Source organism: Alkalihalobacterium alkalinitrilicum (assembly GCF_002019605.1).
GTDB classification, from domain to species: domain Bacteria; phylum Bacillota; class Bacilli; order Bacillales; family Bacillaceae_F; genus Alkalihalobacterium; species Alkalihalobacterium alkalinitrilicum.
In genome coordinates, this window is the sequence record NZ_KV917368.1 from 1,946,193 (window position 1) to 1,962,846 (window position 16,654).

Annotated in this window: 15 protein-coding genes and 1 pseudogene; 3 read left to right on the forward strand and 13 right to left on the reverse strand. The window is 37.2% G+C overall.

Features of this window, described 5'->3' with window-relative positions; translation table 11 throughout:
* Positions 1–24 precede the first annotated feature (24 nt).
* Entirely contained in the window at positions 25–1,860 is a 1,836-nt protein-coding gene (locus tag BK574_RS09035) for an assimilatory sulfite reductase (NADPH) flavoprotein subunit (RefSeq protein ID WP_078428371.1), read from the reverse strand.
* Between the two features lie 369 nt (positions 1,861–2,229).
* Here BK574_RS09035 and BK574_RS09040 point away from each other — a divergent pair, with 369 nt between their 5' ends.
* Together BK574_RS09040 and BK574_RS09045 are read left to right on the forward strand one after the other, a co-directional pair.
* Positions 2,230–2,607 (forward strand): SET domain-containing protein, encoded by a 378-nt coding sequence (locus tag BK574_RS09040; RefSeq protein WP_075387461.1) that lies wholly within the window; start codon positions 2,230–2,232, stop codon positions 2,605–2,607.
* A 156-nt stretch (positions 2,608–2,763) separates the two neighbouring features.
* A complete protein-coding gene (locus BK574_RS09045; RefSeq protein WP_078428372.1) occupies positions 2,764–3,426 on the forward strand; it encodes an HNH endonuclease in 663 nt (220 codons plus the stop codon).
* 177 nt (positions 3,427–3,603) lie between these two features.
* On the opposite strand, the gene BK574_RS28790 is transcribed toward BK574_RS09045, so the two are convergent.
* Together BK574_RS28790 and BK574_RS09050 are read right to left on the reverse strand one after the other, a co-directional pair.
* On the reverse strand, positions 3,604–3,735 hold the full coding sequence (locus BK574_RS28790) for a hypothetical protein (protein ID WP_274379418.1): 132 nt from the start codon (positions 3,733–3,735) through the stop codon (positions 3,604–3,606).
* 200 nt (positions 3,736–3,935) lie between these two features.
* Positions 3,936–4,475, reverse strand: coding sequence for an HPP family protein (locus tag BK574_RS09050; protein WP_142247933.1), 540 nt, complete (start codon positions 4,473–4,475; stop codon positions 3,936–3,938).
* Positions 4,476–4,808: 333 nt separating this feature from the next.
* Between BK574_RS09050 and BK574_RS09055 the strand changes: the two genes are divergently transcribed.
* Complete coding sequence (locus BK574_RS09055; protein WP_078428373.1) at positions 4,809–5,201, forward strand: hypothetical protein; 393 nt, start codon at positions 4,809–4,811, stop codon at positions 5,199–5,201.
* A gap of 560 nt (positions 5,202–5,761) precedes the next feature.
* Here the strand turns inward: BK574_RS09055 and BK574_RS09060 are convergent.
* The 10 genes and pseudogenes from BK574_RS09060 to BK574_RS09105 all read right to left on the reverse strand — a co-directional run bounded on the left by BK574_RS09060 (position 5,762) and on the right by BK574_RS09105 (position 16,626).
* Positions 5,762–6,940: pseudogene (locus BK574_RS09060) on the reverse strand (IS256 family transposase).
* An 84-nt stretch (positions 6,941–7,024) separates the two neighbouring features.
* The gene (locus BK574_RS09065; RefSeq protein WP_078428374.1) at positions 7,025–7,795 is read right to left on the reverse strand and encodes a protein NO VEIN domain-containing protein; all 771 of its coding nucleotides are present in this window, start codon (positions 7,793–7,795) and stop codon (positions 7,025–7,027) included.
* 67 nt (positions 7,796–7,862) lie between these two features.
* Positions 7,863–8,990 carry a DNA adenine methylase gene (locus BK574_RS09070; protein ID WP_075387457.1) on the reverse strand — a complete coding sequence of 376 codons (1,128 nt, stop codon included), beginning with the start codon at positions 8,988–8,990 and terminating at the stop codon, positions 7,863–7,865.
* A 244-nt stretch (positions 8,991–9,234) separates the two neighbouring features.
* Positions 9,235–10,410, reverse strand: coding sequence for a TraB/GumN family protein (locus tag BK574_RS09075; protein WP_078428375.1), 1,176 nt, complete (start codon positions 10,408–10,410; stop codon positions 9,235–9,237).
* Between the two features lie 265 nt (positions 10,411–10,675).
* Positions 10,676–10,906, reverse strand: a complete 231-nt coding sequence (locus tag BK574_RS09080) for a hypothetical protein (protein ID WP_142247934.1) — start codon at positions 10,904–10,906, stop codon at positions 10,676–10,678.
* Between the two features lie 209 nt (positions 10,907–11,115).
* Entirely contained in the window at positions 11,116–12,024 is a 909-nt protein-coding gene (locus BK574_RS09085; RefSeq protein WP_078428377.1) for a dihydrodipicolinate synthase family protein, read from the reverse strand.
* Between the two features lie 208 nt (positions 12,025–12,232).
* Positions 12,233–13,432, reverse strand: coding sequence for an L-2-hydroxyglutarate oxidase (gene lhgO, locus BK574_RS09090; RefSeq protein WP_078428378.1), 1,200 nt, complete (start codon positions 13,430–13,432; stop codon positions 12,233–12,235).
* Between the two features lie 163 nt (positions 13,433–13,595).
* On the reverse strand, positions 13,596–14,435 hold the full coding sequence (locus BK574_RS09095) for an ABC transporter permease (RefSeq protein ID WP_078428379.1): 840 nt from the start codon (positions 14,433–14,435) through the stop codon (positions 13,596–13,598).
* Positions 14,432–15,424, reverse strand: a complete 993-nt coding sequence (locus tag BK574_RS09100) for an ATP-binding cassette domain-containing protein (protein ID WP_078428380.1) — start codon at positions 15,422–15,424, stop codon at positions 14,432–14,434. Before BK574_RS09100 ends, BK574_RS09095 begins: the two co-directional genes overlap by 4 nt.
* Before the next feature lie 218 nt (positions 15,425–15,642).
* Positions 15,643–16,626 carry an MBL fold metallo-hydrolase gene (locus BK574_RS09105; protein WP_420796932.1) on the reverse strand — a complete coding sequence of 328 codons (984 nt, stop codon included), beginning with the start codon at positions 16,624–16,626 and terminating at the stop codon, positions 15,643–15,645.
* Between the last annotated feature and the right edge of the window lie 28 nt (positions 16,627–16,654).

Consider the following 16,654-nt stretch of genomic DNA (forward strand, 5'->3'; position numbering starts at 1 on the left):
TATAAAACTCCTTTCAAACGATACTCAATATACATCGCGTTGATAGCGTTTTTGTTGTTGCAAGTCTGCTAAGTAGGCTTCCGATTGTTCGCGGTTCATGCCGCCTTCTTTTTCAACAATTTCAAGAAGGGTATTATGGACATCATGTGCCATATATTTCTCATCTCCACAAATGTAGACGACTGCACCTTCTTGAAGCCAATTGAATAATTCCGTACTATTCTCAAGCATTCGATGCTGCACATACACTTTTTCCGCTGTATCACGTGAAAATGCAACGTCCATCTTCGTAAGAACACCATCTTTTAACCATTTTTGCCATTCTGTTTGATAAAGGAAATCAGTGACGAAATGTTGATCTCCGAAGAACATCCACGACTTTCCTTCTGCACCCAATTCTTCCCGTTCTTGCATAAAAGCACGGAACGGAGCAACGCCAGTACCTGGTCCAACCATAATAATTGGTGTTTCGGGATTTTCAGGCAACTTAAAGTTTTGGTTGTTTTGAACAAAAACAGGTATAGTGTCCCCTGGTTCAAGACGTTCTGCACATAAAATTGAACAAACACCATTTCGTTCGCGGCCGTGCGCTTCATATCGGACCGCACCGATTGTTAAATGGACTTCATCAGGATTTGCTGATAAACTACTTGCAATCGAATAAAGACGAGGTGGCATTTTTCTAAGGACAGAAACAAACTCTTGTGCTGAATTACCCCACTGACCAAAGTCGCGGACTAAATCTAATAAATCACGACCCTTTATATACTCTTTAAGTTTTTCTGTATTACCTGACAAGAAAAGTTCTTGTAGTTCCACGCTCGTTGAAAGTTTCGCCACTTGCTCAAGAACTGGTTTAGTGACCACCGTAATTTCAAAGTGGGATAATAAGGCTTCTTTAAGCGAAAGAACATCACCTTGCTTATTAATCGTTACCTTTTCATTTGGATCGAATTGTATTTCTTCAAGAAGTAAACCGACTAACTCAGGATCATTTTCTGGATATATACCTAAACTATCCCCTGGTTCATATGAAAGACCTGACCCTTCTAGTGAAATCTCAAGATGACGTGTTTCTTTGTTGGAGCCTCGCCCGTTTAAATTTAGATTTTCAAGTACTTCAGCTTTAAACGGATTCGTTCGAGAAAATTCAGAAGGGCTAGTTTGTGGTGTATCAACTGGAGTAGGAGTCGCAGCACCGCCCCCTTGAACTGCACTTAAACCTCCAATGACACCTTCAAGCCATTCTGCTGCTGGCTCATCAAAGTCCAGATCACAGTCCACACGTGGATAAACCCTAGTACCACCTAACGCTTCTAGCTTCTGGTCAAACTCCTTACCTGTTTGACAGAAAAATTCATAGGAGCTATCCCCAAGTGATAATACCGAAAAGCGAAGATCATCGAGCTTAGGTGCGCGTCTTCCGTGAAGAAACTCATGAAATGACAACGCATTATCAGGTGGCTCCCCTTCGCCATGTGTGCTTACCACAATCAGAAGATTTTCTATCTTTTTCAATTGGTTTGGTTTAAATTCACTCATCGACGAAACGGTAATTTGAAATCCTTTTTCCTTTAAGGTCTTGCCAGCATCTTCTGCAAGACTTTGTGCATTTCCAGTCTGTGACCCATAAAGAATGGTCACCTCTTTTGAAATGGCTATTTGAATGGGAGTATTACTAAGTGGCGATACTTCAGTTGGCTGCGTTTCTATTGTAGTAGAAGCAGTTCCAACCGTTTGAGATGCCGCTAAATAACCACATAACCATACTTTTTGCGTTTCAGTTAAAGTTGGTAGTAGACGATTGAGGAGCTCTACTTGCTCCTGATTAAACGGACTGTTCATTACTTGAAATTGCAACAAAATCCACCTCACAAAGAATAAAACTAAATAAATGATTAACTTTATCGTACTATATTATCCCTATAAGTCAAATTGGTTTTTATTATTTTAATCATTTAAAATACTTATGATAGATTTATAATTCGCTTTTTTTAGACAAAATATGTTATTGAATAAGCGAGTTTTACACTAGCAAAATAAGGAGAATTGACGCGATTAGACTACAATTTCATTATTAGTTGATGGCATCCCCCTTTAATTTTTAATTCAAAAAAACTAAAATAAAGAAGTACATTTGAAACATTTTTATTGTCGTCTTTGGTTTACAATGTTACATTCAATTGGAGAATGCAAAGTTAAATAAAGCAGAATGTGAAGGTGAGTTACATGATTGAAGTAAAAAATTCGAATATTAGTGATGGAGAATTCAATAGAGGGGTTTTCGCAACCCAAGATATTAAAAAAGGACAACTTTTCCATGAAGCACCCGTCGTTCCTGTCCCGAATGAACAGCATGAATTTTTGGATAAGACAATACTTGGTGATTACGTGTATGAATATGGGATCAACCACACAGCCATCGTCTTAGGTTACGGAATGTTATTTAACCATTCGTATGAACCGAATGCAACCTATGATATTAATTTTGACAACCATACATTCGACTATTACGCTTATAAAGATATTAAAAAAGGAGAAGAGATTTTTATTAACTACAATGGTGAAGTTGATAACGACGATCCACTTTGGTTTAATAAAGAATAAGGTAAATTCTTTTTAATTCAAAATATGAAACAGGTGCCTTCTCTTCCTTTATAGAAAGGCGCCTGTTTGTTTCTGTTTTACACTACCACTAGTTAAGCATTTAATCCAAATTTTGTATAATACATATATACTACAAAAAAGGGGTGTAGATTCACTATGCGTACTAGTGGAAAGTCCCGCTTGTTAAATCATCTCAAACAAAACGTTGGAAAAGGCGTAACCCGTGATGAATTAAGTGAAATTGCTAGAGTTCATGACTGGCAACGTACGATTCGCACACTTAGAAAAGATGATGGCTGGGATATTGAAACGTTAAAGGATGGGTATCGATTAAATTCTCTCACACCACAAGAAACTGAAACAAAAAGACAACCAATAAATGACAAGTTAAGATATGCTGTCCTCCAACGAGACAATTCGACATGCCAACGATGCGGAAGGGGCGTAAAAGATGGTATAAAGTTGCATATCGATCATAAAACTCCTGTGGATATGGGTGGAAAATCGAGCCTCGAAAATCTTTGGACACTATGTGAACAATGTAACTTAGGGAAGAAAAATTTGTTTTCCGATGAGGATGATGAGAAAATGAAAATTGTCCTTTCTCAACCTAGTGGTTATCAGAAGTTAAAAGTATACATTGAACTTAATCCTAATAAAGTTCTCGAACCTGAAAAATTACAAATCATTAGTAATATTAGAGACTGGCCCCGAACATTACGTGACATTCGAGTGAAACATTCAATGAATATCGAATGGCTTCAACCAAACCGTGACTTTCCGAATGGTGCCTATGTTTATCGTCTAGAAGGGGAGTAGACGATTTATCTACTCTCTACAACTTCATGTGACGGATTAATGGAAAAGTTTATCTTTTTTTCCATCCTCCATTAATTCCTCGAAGTCTCGAAGTGGCGGGATAACTGCCAGGTGTTTCGTATAAGGTGGATAATTCCATCTCGTTCAACAGGTTACCCATCGTTATTGTAGTTTTCCTTATTTTTTCTCACTCTTATTGCTTTTTTTACTTTCTTTACTTGGTGTAAATTCTATTCCAAATTCTGCATCAATTGCATTATTTGTTACTTCAAGATGCGGTTGTTTTCGATTATTCTTACGATTATTCATCCCATTTCCTCCATTTTCACTAGAAATTTTTTATATTACTTTTGTATAAAATCTATTCTCTCCCAGATTAAGACTTCTATGACCTCGGTTTAAATGTTTACCAACATAACCAAATCCAAAACAAAAAGCAGCCACTCGATAAATGGCTACTTTTATAAAAATTTAATCCGACCAGCATTCTATACCCATTGCTTCGGATATTAGCGATTTTTAAAAAGATTATTATATGCGACAGAAATAGCAATTAAAATTATTGCACTAATAAGTATCGTTAACAGGAACCCCCAACCTGCCTCTGTATTTATCGCAACAATCGCACTTGCCGCTGCAGGAGGGTGAAGCATCTTGGAAACTACCATTAAAAATAAAACGACTGCAAGTGTAATTTCAATTTTTAAATGAGTTCTTCCAAAGATATCCCATATCGATAAAGCGACGATTGTTGAAATAAAATGGCCACCTAAAATATGACGCGGTTGAGAAAACGGCCCTGCATGAGCGGCAAAAACAAGCAAGCAACTTGCCCCCATTGGTCCAAGTACCATCGGAAATCCGATTGTAACAGCCATAACACTAATAACCAGCATTGCTATGAGTCCACCCGTTGCGGAAATAAGATTTTCTTTTATTTGTACAGACGGCTCGCTTTTCCTTTCACCTTTCATTTTAGTAAAATATGAACTTAGTAATGTATTGAATTGATGATTATTTTCTTTGTTAAGTTCCTTTTGAATATCCATTACATTTCCCCTTATATTTTTAAATGCAAGAAGGTTGGAAGATATTCTTCCATAAAAAATATTGTAAAGGAAATCAAGTGAAAATTGAAGTATTTTCTGACAATTTAGTTAACAAATTTGACACAACTTTGAAAAATAGCCTCTCCACCCCTCGTATGAATGATGGAAACTATTAGTAGACGTCGTATTCAGTAATAGTATAGTCACTATTCAGTTCTCTTCATGTCAAATTTTTAAGTAATGAATATTCGTTTGGGCGCCTAATTTTTATTAGGATAAGCTCTTTTACAAACTCACCTCAATAAAATAGAAATATCTTGAGGAGGTGAAAAGATGTATACAACTTCATATCAAGGTATATACCCATTTATTTCAGCGGATCAAAGGTCCAATTTTTATTATAACCAAACCTACTACTGGCCGGACTTTTCTGCTTATCCCCCCTCCAACGGATTTTATCAAGGTTTTAATTTTAAACAAGGTAATTTTGGTTCATTCCAACCAAGCCTAAATCATGGACCTTCTAGTTATTACCAACCAGAGTTACAAGGTTGGTATGAGGGATATCAAGGGCAACATATTCAACAACAGAAAGCCAATCATGTGACAAAGAAACACCAAAAAAGCAACTCTCCAATCAAGCACCATGATTATCATTGGAATCATGGATACCCATTTGGACAAGGATCTGGATTGTTCCCTGATTATTATAATTCAACTTACTAAATATACCTTCTCATCCTACTTTAGAATTTTATGTAACCAAAAAGCCAGACAGTATTAATTACTTGTCTGGCCTTTTGATCCTATTTATTTTTTTGTGATAAAGTGAAACTTCATTCAGTGGGTGTTTTCTTTCTTCCCCCACTGAATGTTAGTTGAACCAATCGCGTTGTTACTAGCACTGATCTCCCCCATAGTCTTTCTTGTTCCCTCTGAGTCTTGAAGTGGGAGTCTTAGCGACAATTAAACGGGATAAAATTTCTTACTCAGTAGCAAATGTCTCACTATGTAATATCTGAAGTTCGAGCATTTTGATTATCATGAGAAACACCCATACAAAAAAATTATGGTTGAAAATAAAAAGCTCAAATATAACCCAACGTGCACATTTACTTCCTTACAATATATATTTAAGATATAAACATAGTGATTATTCTTCCTCGTTAAAAAGGTAGTGTCAATAAGTTTGTGTAAAAATCAATAGGGTACTTCCTCAGGTCTTAGGGGAGGGAGTTTCTGGTATGGCCCCCTCGGGGGCCATACCAGAAAAAATTTCCACATCCCTATTCGCGCTCGGTTCCGTATCGCTGTTTGAACATCTCCTGCAAAGTAGAGTAGGCATTACTAAAGCCTCTTAACTTTCTTTCTGCCCAGCGTTGATTATAGTCCATCGATTGAAGATAAACGATTTTTTCAGCCGCTTTTTCAGTGGGGAGACTGTTCATGGTTTTGGTGCGTTTCTTGATCTCCTTGATCGTTCGCTCGATGATATTTGTCGTGTAAATCATCGGTTGAATGGAGGAGGGCTAGGTTAAAAAGGTCAGCAGAACATCAAGGTCTTGTTCCCAGCTTTTAACGACTTTTGGATATTTTTTTTGCCATGTGTCCTTGAAAGCACGGAACTTTCCCTTGGCTTCCTCTTGAGTATTGGCTTTATAAATAGGTTTAAGATCTTCAGCTACAGCGGACTGATCCTTCTTTCTGACGGCATTGAGAGCATTACGAACCTTATGAACAACACAGCGCTGGACATCCGCTTTTGGATAAACGGCTTTCATAGCTTCCTCAAGACCTGGAAGCCCGTCGAATACACCTAGAAGAACTTCTTCAAGGCCACGGTGATAAAGGTCGTTAAGAATCGTCTTCCAACCTAGCGCACTTTCTTGGCCATCAACATAGAAACCCAGAATTTCTCTGAAGCCATCTTCCGTGACGCCGACAACGAGATAGACGACTTCATTAGCAACATCATCACGACGCAGTTTGAGATAAGTACCATCTAAATAAAGGACAGAGTAGCGCTTTTTCAGTGGACGTTGTTGCCAAGACTCAATATCCTCTGCCACGACGTTGGTGATTTGACTAATCGTTGCAGCCGAGTAAGAATGACCTAAAATACGCTCAATAAACTGACCAATTTCACGAGTGCTTACACCTTTTTGATACATTGTGATAATGGTTTCACCAAGCCACTGCTCACGTCGTTGATAAGGAGAAAAGATCTCTGTTTGAAAGGCATTTTCACGATCGCGAGGCACTTGTAGATCTTCTAACCTTCCATACTTGGTATCTAGTTGCCTTTGATAGAAGCCGTTCTTCTGGTTTTTTAACTCTGGATGTTCATGTTCAAAAAAACTATTCATTTCTTCTTTCATCATAGTCTCAAGTTTTTCTTTCACAAACTCACGAACCATAGAATCTAATTGATTTTCAAGTGTGTTTTGTCCTATACTAGTACTCATAGGTAGGGCATCTCCTCTCAGTTGGTTTAGCGGTTAACTAGAGGGTACCCTACCTCTTTTTTTGTTTCAAATCATTTACACAAACTATTGTACGCCATCGTTAAAAATAACTTTATAGGCAATCGGTTGTAAATTCACTTTTTTTAAAAAATCTTCGCCCCTTAGTTTGTAGATTTCACCTGTCCCTGTTTCAACATCAAAATCATAAACTCTAACGATTTCAACTTCTTCTTTATATTCTTCGAAAAATACTTTTTCATTTTCTGTCAAATAAAACGGCGTTTCTTTCGGCCCCGTCGTTGTTTTTACTTCTAAGAATTTCGGTTTCCCCGAACTGTCATACGATAAAATATCATAGCCCGCACCATCGCCTTCTTCTATGGAAACATGGATAATTTTTTCAGCGAGATCTGAGCTAAGCTGTTCTTTTTCTAATTTCAGAACAAACTTTTCTCCTTTATACCCAATCTCCTTATTTCTCATATTTAGCTCATCAAAATTGATTTTTCGTGCTTGATACCTTCGCTTCTTTTCTTTCCGCGTTTGGATTTCTTGCCTTTCTTTTTCATACTGTTCAAATTTAGGTAACGACCTTGATCTTAAAATTCCTTTTTTTTCTTCTCGTCGATACTCACAATATTTTAGCAATTCGTTGTTTTCTCGATGGGAAATCATATTTCTTACTTTTTGCTCAAATTTCGTATCATTACGACTTTTATTGATTTTATCATCGTTGCCATCAGGTTTCATCTCTACTATTAGGGCTTCTTTTAGCTCGGTTGTTGTCATTTCCCCTGCTTCTTCTAAGATTTTGATCGCTACAGCAAGAATTTCACTTTCGGTATAGTTACTCATTCATACTCCTCCCTTTATTTCACACTTTTTTGATGTAAAAAAAGTAGAGACAAAACGGCTCTACTTTTTAATAGTTGGTTATCAATATATGTTCTACTTTTCGATCATTACGGTCCATAAAACTAACACTATATTCTTTATTAAAGCCAATAATATTGATTCCTGGTTGATTGTACAGATTATAAATGAAGTCGGTATTTTTAATGATCAACATGAAGCGACATTGGCATTCATTTAATAAATAATTCGCAAGGCGTTCTTGATCGCTACTTGCAAACGAATGATTCGCATACGTTGAAAAATCACTATCATATGGAGGATCTAAAAAGATAAAATCCTCTTCATGAATCGGTATTTCTTGTAAAAACTCTGCAAAGTCGGCATTATAGAAACTCGTATTTCTTAAAATTTCTTGAAGTTCCTCATTCCATAAATAATCTATTTTATGATTAAAAGCTTTACTGTTATACGACGTTCCACCATAAGGAACATTAAATCCACCGCTTTGATTATATCGAAACATCGAAGAATAACAAAATTCTCGCAAGTAGAAAAATAACGCAATATGCAGTTCTTGATTAAGTTTATACTTTACTCTTTCATTATAAAGATATCGATAATACGTATAGACACTCGCTCTAATACTCGCTTCAAAGTTTTTCCGATAATCTTCTTCAGGTAAATCGCCTTTTTTTAACTCATTATTCTTCGTGTTCCCGAACTTGGATATGATCGATTTCTTTAACTCTTTCATCAATCTTTCAAAGTTGATATTCATACTGTTTTGTAGGCCTAGCGTTATTTCAGTTCGTTTATCTTCAATAAATTTGTCAATGATCTGTTTCAATTCATCTTTGTCGATTTCGTCACTCTTATACTGCTGATAGTAACGACGTAGCGATTCATAATAATCATTGGACAGCATGCCAAAGAAACTCCAAACATTCCATATGTCCTGTAAATATTTTTGAAACTCTTCATTTTTGTCTCTTATGAGCGTGTACAATGAAATCAATTCAGTTGAAAAGTCATTGACGTACGCTTGATTGTACTTTTCTCGATTGATGGAGAGAAAACATGCTCCCCCCCCTAAAAAAGGTTCTATATAATTATTCATTGCCTGAGGCATATATTGATGGATGATTTCCAGTTCGGCTGACTTGCCCCCTGGCCACTTCACAAACGGCTTTACCAAATTAAACTTCCTCCTGCTAGTAATCTAGATTATAGTATATCATTTTTAAAATTAATGAGCCTCGTCGATTACTTCCACCTAATCAAAGCGCTGATAAGGTTATGAACAACATCTGCTTGAACACTGGCTGCAACCCATCCTGCTTAATATGAAAAACAAGTAGCACCATAACTGATGCTACTTGTTAATCAGGAAATAAACTACCATCCTGCTTGACTTCCGAATAGATATATTATCTATATAATTAAGCTCCTAAAATGTTCTGAATAAACATACGGATCACATCGGCCCCGCCAATAAACGTCCCTAATGCACTTCCGAGGTTCGTCAAAACAACAACCAATAGAATACGAGTTACCATATTACTCCAAAACCCTTTAACCGTGAAAACATCTTCGGACAGGTTTTCAAAGTCCTCCACTTTCGGTTTACGAATGTAGGCTTCCACAAAGCCCGCAAACCATCCAGCAGCAAGTAGTGGATTTAAAGAACTTAACGGTGCTACAACAAAAGCCGTCAGTATACTCAGCGGATGTCCAAAAGCAATTGCAGCTCCAAGCGCTGCAAAAGCTCCATTCCAGAGGATCCAGCTCGTCGTTAAATCCATACCAACTGAAGGGTTCATATAAAATGTATATCCGATAATACTTAGAATGAGGATCGGGATTATCCAAGCAATGACTTTGGGTGCTTTTGATTTCGGTGGAAGCTTTGAAATTGCACCTAAGTCCTGCTCTTTATAAAGTTCTTTTTTTATTCCTGGAACGTGCGCTGCACCTAGAACAGCTACCACCTTGTCTCCTGGAGCATCTTTAATTTTTTTGGCTAAAAATTGATCACGCTCATCGATTAACGGGACCTTTAATTTCGGAAATGCAACCGTAAACTCATGAAGCATCGAGTCGAGCATGTCCTGCGATTTCATTTTTTCCAAATCCGCTTCCGAAATGTCTTCTTTATTGAAGATACTACCAAAAATCTCCATAAGAAGCTTCGCTTTTCCCATAAAGCCGATATTATGCCAAATTCGAGCAAATGTGATTTGGATATTCCGATCTGCTAATACCAGGTCCGCATCGACTTCTTTTGCAGACTCAATTCCTTGAATCATTTCTTGTCCAGGCTTAATACCAAACTGCTTGGCCATCCTTTTTTGAAAAGAAGAAATGACCAAATTCATTAAAAGAAGGGTAGCTTTTTTTTCCTTAATGACTTTGAAAATATTCATATCTTTCCATTTATTACTATCCATAATGGACTGATAGCGTTGCTCATCGAGTTCAACACATACAGAATTTGGTCGCTCAGCTTCGATTACTTCTTTCACTTGCTCTGCACTTTGTTTTGAAACATGAGCGGTCCCGATAAGGATGAGTTCCTTTCCATCTAAGTTTATCCTCGTAATGTTTTGCTCCGACATAAAGTACCTACCTTCTAGAGTTCTTTTTCACGAAATAAGCTAAAATCAACTAATTATACAATATCCATTATGGCAAATAAACAAAATAACTACAATAAATACTTCTTATATATGGTAAGAAATCCGTCTTTTTTGGTAAGCAGGACTTGAGCAAAATTTCTTCTTCACGTGCTTTATTCCAATACTATAACATCACTATAGCCAACTACTGGAAATAATGAAATTCCTCCGCTCATTAATGTTCGTTTTCCCTATTTCTGTTATTTTAATGTTCTTTCTCTTTAGATTTCATTTCTTCCTCATACTGGTAATGTAGTGTTCTATCTTTCGCTTTAACGCTCATTTCTTCCTCATACTGGTAATGTAGTGTTCTATCTTTCGCTTTAGCGCTTATTTCTTCCTCATACTGGTAATATAGTGTTCTATCTTTCGCTTTAGCGCTCATTTCTTCCTCATACTGGTAATATAGTGTTCTATCTTTCACTTTAGCGCTCATTTCTCCCTCATACTGGTAATATAGTGTTCTATCTTTCGCTTTAGCGCTCACTTCTTCCTAATTATGGTAATACCTAGCTATATCTTTAACTGTAGCGATCAACTTTCTCGGTCTCTAAACTTCCTACACTTTAACGAAGAAAAAAATCGCACTCACCCTCTTTTATTGAGCTCATGCGATTTTTTTCAAGCCGATTTTGATTTTTTATTTTACAATAACTCGGCGTTTTCTAAAATGCTTTTTAACTCTTGTTTTTTCTGTTCGCTTAACGGTCTTGCAGGTGGTAAGACATACGTTGAGATATCGTGTCCTCTCATTTTCATCGCTTCTTTGATCACATTTACAAAAGGAGAATCAAGCTTGTACATTAATGGTATGTACGCTAATCGCTGGTGAAGTTTCACGGCTAGTTTTATATCGTTGCTTTGAAAAGCATGGTATATCCCAACGGTTAACTCAGGGGCAAAGTTTCCACTCGCTGATATGACACCATCACCACCTAAGGATAGTGTATTGAATAAATGATCGTCAAACCCACATAAAACACTAAAATGCGGATGTTTTCCTTTAACTTTAATGATCAATTCTCGAATATGCCCTGCTGTATCAACTGTATCTTTAATTCCAACGACATGTGGGTAGTGATCAACTAATTTCAGGACAAAATCTGGTGATAAGTCTTGCCCTGTTAATCCAGGGAAATTATATAATAGGATAGGTAGATCCACATTTTCAGCAATTTCCGCATAATGCTGATATAGGTGTTCTTCGGATAAGGGCCAATAATACGGATTAATGACAACAACACCATCTGCTCCAACCTTCTTACTATGAAGGCTCAACTCAATTACTTCTTTTGTGCTCGTACTTCCAGTCCCTATTAGAACTGGAACGCGTCCTTTTACATAATCCACTGCAAATTGTGCAACCTCTTTGCGCTCTACAACTGACATCTGGCTAAATTCTCCACCCGTACCTAGAAAAAACAGTCCATCAACTTGTGATTCAATTAAAAAATCAATGAGCTTCCCCGTACTTTTTTGATCCAGCTTTCCTTCATTTGTAAAAACAGTTGATACTGGCGGAATGACTCCTTTAATACGAACAGCATTATTCATTTTTTCTCTCCCTTCACTTTTAATTATAATTAACTACAAACAATATGAACTGGGTTCATGATACCCAATTTCAACTTTTATATCCATCCATTACTCGCCTTCTTTAACGACAAATAACGCACCTACTTCATGTAGTGTGCGTTTTGTTGAAGTGGATTATTAAACCATTTTCGATCATTTTTGTACAGATCACGACGTAAACATACCGTTACCTTACATTTGCTTTTTTACTCAATTGATCTACTACTTCCATACCAATCCGAATGGATGCAGTTGCCGCTGGAGAAGGAGCGTTACAAACATGCACGCATTTTTTCCCTATAATAATATGAAAGTCATCCACTAAGCTACCATCTGGTTTCAAAGCTTGAGCTCTCACACCAGATGGTGCTACAACAAGATCTCTTTCTTGAATTTCGGGTATTAACTGTTGTAAAGTTTTTACAAATTTTGCTTTATTTAAAGAACGAATGACTTCTTCAAAACCTTCCTTCATATGCTTATTAGCTAATTTCCAAAATCCACGGTACGCTAAGACCTCAATCATATCTTTTACATTTATATCCTTTTTAAAGTAGCCTTCCCGTTTTAAACTTAGAACAGCATTTGGGCCAGCTTCTACAGATCCATCTATCATTCTCGTAAAATGTACACCCAAAAAAGGAAACTTCGGATTTGGTACAGGATAAATCAAATTTTTAACAAGATGTCGCTTTTCAGACTTTAATTGATAATATTCTCCTCTAAACGGGACAATCTTCATATCTGTAATATATCCTGCCAACTTCGCGATCCGATCGCTATGTAAACCAGCACAATTGATTAATAACTTTGAATGAAATGTACCTTTCGTTGTTTCAATCACAACGTCATCATCTGATTCCACAATATTTTCAACGAAAGTATTTAAACGTAACTCCCCACCCGATGCTACCATCAGTTCAGCGAATTTTTCACTGATTTGTTTATAATTTACAATGCCCGCCATCGGAACGTGTATAGCAGCTACCCCATTAACATGTGGTTCAATTTCCTTTAATTGACCAGCACTAATTTTATTGATATTTAATTCATTTTGTAGTCCTCGTTGATACAGTTGTTCTAAAAGTGGTAATTCCTCTTTTTTGGTAGCCACGATGACTTTTCCACATATTTCATGGTCAATTTGATATTCGTTACAAAATTGATTCATTAAATGACTACCTTCACGTGCAAACCTTGCTTTGTAACTACGTGGTTTATAATAAATACCTGAGTGAATAACCCCACTGTTGTGACCTGTTTGATGCTTTGCAAAACAATCTTCCTTTTCTAAAAGTAAAACTTTTGCGTTTGGATACTTCTTGAATAAAGCAACCCCAACAGAAAGTCCGACGATACCACCACCAACTATTGTAAAATCATACATGTCTTCTCCTCCTTTTCAGCCTCTTCCCCTCTAATCTCTTAATTGTCTTTTTTAGATCTTTATTGAGTCCTATATGCACTTTAATTTCTGAAACTAAAAAGTGAAACTTCCATCAGTGAGCGTTTTCCTCTTCCTCCACTGATGGTTAGTTGAGTCCCAAAGCCTATTTCTTATTACGATACAAATATATCGTCAGCGGTGCAAATATAACGACGATGACTAAAGAGGATAGAAGAACAACGCCAATTTGTTCAAATGTCACAGTTCCTTGCATTAATCCTCGCACAGCTGTGACTAATAATGTTATTGGATTTACTTCAACAAAAGCTTGAAGCCATGATGGCATCGTTTCAGGATCAACAAATACGTTACTACCAAATGTTAATGGAAAGAGGACGACCATACTCACACCCATTACAGCGTTTGGCGTCCGCATTACTAACCCTAATGAAGTAAAAATCCATGATAAGCTAAAAGCAAAAACAAGTAGGAGTAAGACTCCTAAAAGAACACCAATCACACCTCCAGATGGACGGAAACCTAAAATTAAACCGAGAACGATAACGATTGATGAGGCAATCGTGTAACGAATCGTATCTGCTAGTAATGCTCCCACGAGGGGTGAGGGACTCCAAATCGGTAAAGAACGAAAACGATCAAAAATACCTTTGGATATATCGGTATTTAAAGCAGTTCCTGTATAAATCGACGTAAATACGACCGTTTGTACTAAGATGCCTGGTAAAAGGAATTGTAAATATTCACTCGGCGAGCCCGCCAGCGCACCACCAAATAAATAAGTAAACATGAGTGTAAACATAATAGGAAACATCGTCACATCAAAAAGTTGCTCAGGTACATACTTGATTTTTAAAATTGCCCGCCAAGCAAAGACAAATGAAGACGTAATTCCATTGGCTTTCGGAGGTCGATCACGTGTTGAAAGTGCCGTTCTTAACGCTTCATCTACCCCGTCTTTTGTTGTGTTGCTCGTTGTATTCAAGTTGATTCCTCCTTCGTATCTTCCTCAGCTGGTCGACCTGTTAACGTGAGAAAGACTTCATCGAGACTCGGCTGGCCAAGTGAAAAATCTGCAATTCCAATTCGAGCTCGAGCGAGTTCTCCTAGTGCATAAGCAATCCGCTCCGTATCGGAAACTCGAGCGGAAAGTGCTGCAGGATCTGATGAAAGGTGAATCGATGTTTCTAATATTTCAGTCAGCAATTGTTCTGCTTGTGATCTCACTTCTGGATCAAGCAGGCGAATATGAAGTGTCCCTGAACCTACCGAAGCTTTCAACTCACCACTCGTTCCTTCTGCAATAACTTTTCCTCGGTCGATTACGGCAATTCGGTCTGCCAATTGGTCCGCCTCATCTAAGTATTGAGTTGTTAATAAGACTGTCGTTCCTGTACTAACTAGCACCCGTACTATATCCCACACTTGATTACGGCTACGTGGATCTAATCCTGTTGTTGGTTCATCAAGAAAAAGCAAATCTGGTGTAACAACAATACTTGCAGCTATATCAATTCGACGTCGCATCCCTCCAGAATATTTTTTTACTTGTTGCTTTGCAGCGTCCTTCAAATCAAAGGCCCATAATAATTCATTGGCCCGCTGTTTTGCTTGCTTCCGTGAATAACCCATGAGTCTGGCAATCATCAACAAATTTTCGAAACCAGATAAATCTTCATCAATCGAAGCGAACTGACCTGTCAAACTAACTCGCTGCCTCACTTCATCTGCCTCCTGAACTAAATCATGACCGAGTATTCGAGCGGTCCCCCCATCTGGTTGCAATAAAGTGGCTAACATCCGAATAGTTGTCGTTTTTCCCGCACCATTTGGTCCTAAAATACCGTAAACGGTTCCAGCAGGTACTTTTAAGTTAACCCCATCCACTGCGCGGTTTTTACCAAATGTTTTTACAAGACCTGTCGCATCTATTGCCAATGGGGTATTTTTTTGTAAATGATTCGTATCGCTCACTCTCCTCACCCTTTCTAAATCTTATTCTATTTCGACCCCTCACTAGATAAAACATATTTTACGCGACTTGGAAAAAAGAACATCAGGCTTGAGACTGAAATTCCCGCTTTATTTAGAGGTAAAATGAGAACAATTTTCTATCAATTCAAATCAAAAACCTCCCTGTGTCCCCAAGAAGGTCTAGTCATTCGTCTTTCCTCAATTTCCCTTTTAATACATTAAACTGTGTGATAATACCAAACTCCATCTAACATTTGCTTTTCAATCTGACCATCTACTTCAAGAGCATCCAAATGCCCAACAACTTCCGACATAACTAAGGAAAACTGGTTTTTATACTGCCGTTGATAGAGATGTTGAGCAAGTTCGCTTCCAGTAGTGATTCCATCGTAAATTAAATCTTTGATTTTTTTAGATTTCTTTTCTATTCTATCTAATCTCATTTCGATAAGCTGACTTGGATTATCAATCCATTCACCATGTCCAGTAAATACGAAGTCTACATCTAAATCCAAACAGTTTGTTAATGATTTTTTATATTCCCATAATGAGTAAATTCGGTTCCCTAATAAATCTGGTTCAACTAATGCATTACTCGATATATGCTTAATAAGATGGTCGCCAGCAAAACACCACTTTCTTCTTTCATCAACAAAAGCAATTTGATCGGGCGCATGTCCAGGTACTTCCTTTACTGTAAAATCAAAAATTTTCATTCCTTCTTGGAGTGGTATGATATCTGAGATTATCTTTTGATGTGCATTTTTTTCAATCGATGCTTTTAAGTGTTGAACTTGCTGTTCTCCAGCTTCACCGCAGTTCATTTCTTGATAGAACTTTTCAAAAAACTCTATTCTCGTTCTTAAAAACTCTTTGTCTCTTTTTACTCTTGGAATCGCTAATGGATGAGCATAAACTGGAATTGGATGTTTCTCAGTAATCCGATTAACTAGGCCAACATGATCTATATGATGGTGCGTTAATAAAATTTCAGTTAAATCATCCAGACGAAATCCATTTTCGTTTAACGTAGCAACTAACCCTTGCCAACACAAATCATTTGTCATTCCTGCATCAATGAGGGTTAGTGATTGGTTGTGCTTTACAATAAAAAAATTATAAGTTGCTAATCCATAGCTTGCAGGTACAACAACGGGATAAACCGTATACCCATCTCTTTCAAACGTTTTAATCTTCAACACACCTTTCACCTATTTTCCTTTTAATAAC

What these genes read in the sequence shown, in the direction of transcription:
- BK574_RS09040 (WP_075387461.1), top strand. Translation starts at nt 2,230, where the DNA reads ATGATTGAAGTAAAAAATTCGAATATTAGTGATGGAGAATTCAATAGA.
- BK574_RS09045 (WP_078428372.1), top strand. Translation starts at nt 2,764, where the DNA reads ATGCGTACTAGTGGAAAGTCCCGCTTGTTAAATCATCTCAAACAAAAC.
- BK574_RS28790 (WP_274379418.1), bottom strand. Translation starts at nt 3,735, where the DNA reads ATGAATAATCGTAAGAATAATCGAAAACAACCGCATCTTGAAGTAACA.
- BK574_RS09050 (WP_142247933.1), bottom strand. Translation starts at nt 4,475, where the DNA reads ATGGATATTCAAAAGGAACTTAACAAAGAAAATAATCATCAATTCAAT.
- BK574_RS09055 (WP_078428373.1), top strand. Translation starts at nt 4,809, where the DNA reads ATGTATACAACTTCATATCAAGGTATATACCCATTTATTTCAGCGGAT.
- BK574_RS09065 (WP_078428374.1), bottom strand. Translation starts at nt 7,795, where the DNA reads ATGAGTAACTATACCGAAAGTGAAATTCTTGCTGTAGCGATCAAAATC.
- BK574_RS09075 (WP_078428375.1), bottom strand. Translation starts at nt 10,410, where the DNA reads ATGTCGGAGCAAAACATTACGAGGATAAACTTAGATGGAAAGGAACTC.
- BK574_RS09080 (WP_142247934.1), bottom strand. Translation starts at nt 10,906, where the DNA reads ATGAGCGCTAAAGTGAAAGATAGAACACTATATTACCAGTATGAGGAA.
- BK574_RS09085 (WP_078428377.1), bottom strand. Translation starts at nt 12,024, where the DNA reads ATGAATAATGCTGTTCGTATTAAAGGAGTCATTCCGCCAGTATCAACT.
- lhgO (WP_078428378.1), bottom strand. Translation starts at nt 13,432, where the DNA reads ATGTATGATTTTACAATAGTTGGTGGTGGTATCGTCGGACTTTCTGTT.